The organism is Sinomicrobium pectinilyticum (assembly GCF_003725735.1).
In the GTDB taxonomy this organism is placed as follows: domain Bacteria; phylum Bacteroidota; class Bacteroidia; order Flavobacteriales; family Flavobacteriaceae; genus Sinomicrobium; species Sinomicrobium pectinilyticum.
On sequence record NZ_RJTM01000219.1, the window covers coordinates 1 to 2,620 of the forward strand.

General features: G+C 46.0%; 2 protein-coding genes. Both read left to right on the forward strand.

All coding sequences use genetic code 11. The annotated features are described in order from the left end of the window. Nucleotides 1-238: 238 nt before the first annotated feature. The gene (gene istA / locus ED312_RS23455) at nt 239-1,792 is read left to right on the forward strand and encodes an IS21 family transposase (protein WP_123218443.1); all 1,554 of its coding nucleotides are present in this window, start codon (nt 239-241) and stop codon (nt 1,790-1,792) included. A gap of 33 nt (nt 1,793-1,825) precedes the next feature. After that, a complete protein-coding gene (istB, locus tag ED312_RS23460; protein WP_123218444.1) occupies nt 1,826-2,566 on the forward strand; it encodes an IS21-like element helper ATPase IstB in 741 nt (246 codons plus the stop codon). Nucleotides 2,567-2,620: the final 54 nt, after the last annotated feature.

Here is a 2,620-nt window from a genome sequence, read left to right on the forward strand (position 1 = left end):
TGGATATCTCGGAACAATTTGTGCCAGTGAAAACGGTTGGTTAGTGCCATGCGTTTCGGTTTAAATTGTGCCACTATGAAGCTGTGATAACGGTTCATTTTGTGCCAGTGTAACGGTTCAAATGATGCCACGTTATATCGGGGTTTGGGATTAACGTTTTGATTTGTGCCACTTTTTTCGGTTTGAATGGTGCCACCAGGAAAGATCAAGTATAAATACCTTGCTGTTAAAAATCAGCATGGCCAACGCACTTGATCCAATGGACTTAAAACAAATTATCCGATTACATTTAGACGGTTTTAGCAATCGTAACATAGGGGCCACTTTAGGACTCTCCCGCAATACGGTCAATCATTATATAAAACGCTTCAAGGCCAGCGATTATACCATGGAAGCGTTATTGAGCTTCGACCAGGGGGCTTTACTTGCCCAGTTCCCTGCTTATACGACCATAGATAACGACCGCTATAACGAGTTGATGCTTTACTTTGAAGGGGTCAACAAGGCCCGGAATCATCCTGGTTTTACCTTTTTACACCATTACCAGGAATATAACCAAACCGCTAAAGCACCTTATAGCTATACCCAGTTTATGGAACATTACCATAGGAGGTATGCCCATATTAAAGGTTCGATGAAACTGGAACACGACCCCGCAAAGGAGATGTATATTGATTTTGCCGGGAAAAAACTCCACATCGTGGACCGGGATACCGGGGAGCTGGTCCCGGTGGAAGTCTTTATCGCCATTTTGCCTCACAGTCAATACACCTATGTATCGGCTTGCCGGAGTCAGAAACGGGAAGACCTGATCGGTTGTTGTCAGCGTGCGCTACACTTCTATGGCGGGGTGCCCAAAGCCATCGTGTCAGACAATTTAAAATCGGCTGTAAACAGGGCCAGTAAATATGAGCCCCAGATCAACCGGACTTTTAAAGAGTTTGCTCACCATTATAACTGCGTCATTAATCCAACCCGCAGTTATGCCCCGCAGGATAAGGCCTTGGTGGAAAATGCGGTTCACCTGGTCTACCAGCGTATCTATTACCCGCTACGAGAGATGACTTTCTTTTCTTTGGCCGACCTGAACCGGGAGATCCGCCGGCTGTTGGAGACTTATAACAACCTGTTATTCCAGCGCAAGGAGGCCAGTCGTAAGGAACTCTTTCAATCCGTGGAACGGAGTTACCTAAAACCGCTGTCTCAGCAGCCCTATGCGCTTAAAAACTACAGGCGGGCCAAGGTCCAGAAGATGGGCTATGTGTATTTTTCTCCGGATAAGAGTTATTACAGCGTACCCTACCGGTATATCGGCAAACATACCATGATCCACTATACCCAGAGCACCGTAGAGGTCTATTATAATCATCAGCGGATTGCCCTTCATAAACGTCATCCTGCAAAAGGAAGTTACATCACCAATAAAGACCACTTGAGCAGTACCCATAAAGCCTACACACAATGGAGTCCGGAATATTTTAAACAACTGGCTTCCCGGCATGGGCAGCATGTACTGACTTGCATAGCGCGTATCTTAACCTCCACCGATTACCCGGAGACCGGCTATAGGCGGGCTATGGGAGTGATACAGCTGCATAAAACCTATGGTTCCCAGCGGCTCAACGGGGCCTGTCAAGTCGCCTTGCAGGCGGATACCGCCTCTTACAGACGTATCTGTAATATCTTAAAGAACAATATGGACCAAACCTCTCTGTTCGACCAGGACCCGGAAGAGGACCGGTCTCATATCCCTAAACATGGGAATATCCGGGGAGCTTCTACTTACAAGTAACTATAAATATGTAACCCTTTAAACTATAATAGTATGAACAACGAACAAACCCTTGAAAAACTCCGGCAGATGCGATTAAATGCTATGGCTGGACTCCACTTACAACAGGTCAAAGAAAATCGCTTGCAAGACCTCACTGCAGATGAATACTTGGGGCTGCTGGTAGACCATGAGTGGGAAGACCGTCAGAATAAAAAAATAGATCGCCTTTACAAACAGGCCCATTTTAGGCAAAAGGCTTCCCTGGAAGAAGTCCATTATACCCAAGGCCGTAATCTGGACAAAAACATGTTCCTTCGACTGGGCTCCCTGGATTTTATCACCCGCAAGGAAAATATCATCCTGACAGGGGCTTCTGGTGTAGGCAAGAGTTTTTTAGCGCAGGCCCTGGGATACCAGGCGTGCAACATGGGATATAAAACTATCTACGCTATTACAGGCCGATTATTAAAAAAACTTAAGCTCAGTAGGGTAGACGGTACTTACCTAAAAGAACTCCAAAAACTCCTCAAAGCCGACCTGCTCATCCTGGATGACTTTGGCCTGCAGGCCTTCGACAACCATGCCCGGGAGACCTTGTTGGATATTATAGATGACCGTTACCAGAAAACCACTACCATCATTGCTTCGCAAATACCGGTCTCGGCTTGGTATGATCTCATTGGAGAGGGAACCATTGCCGATGCCATCCTGGATCGTATCGTCAACTCCTCGCATCGCATCGACTTAAAAGGAGAATCCTTAAGAAAGGGGATTTTAAAAGAGGAACAGTAACATATTTTTTATATCATTGTAGTATCTTTCCTGGTGGCACTATGCCACCGAAAT

Bases quoted from the DNA above. Each gene is read 5' to 3' on its own strand.
- istB (WP_123218444.1), top strand. From the start codon at position 1,826: ATGAACAACGAACAAACCCTTGAAAAACTCCGGCAGATGCGATTAAAT.
- istA (WP_123218443.1), top strand. From the start codon at position 239: ATGGCCAACGCACTTGATCCAATGGACTTAAAACAAATTATCCGATTA.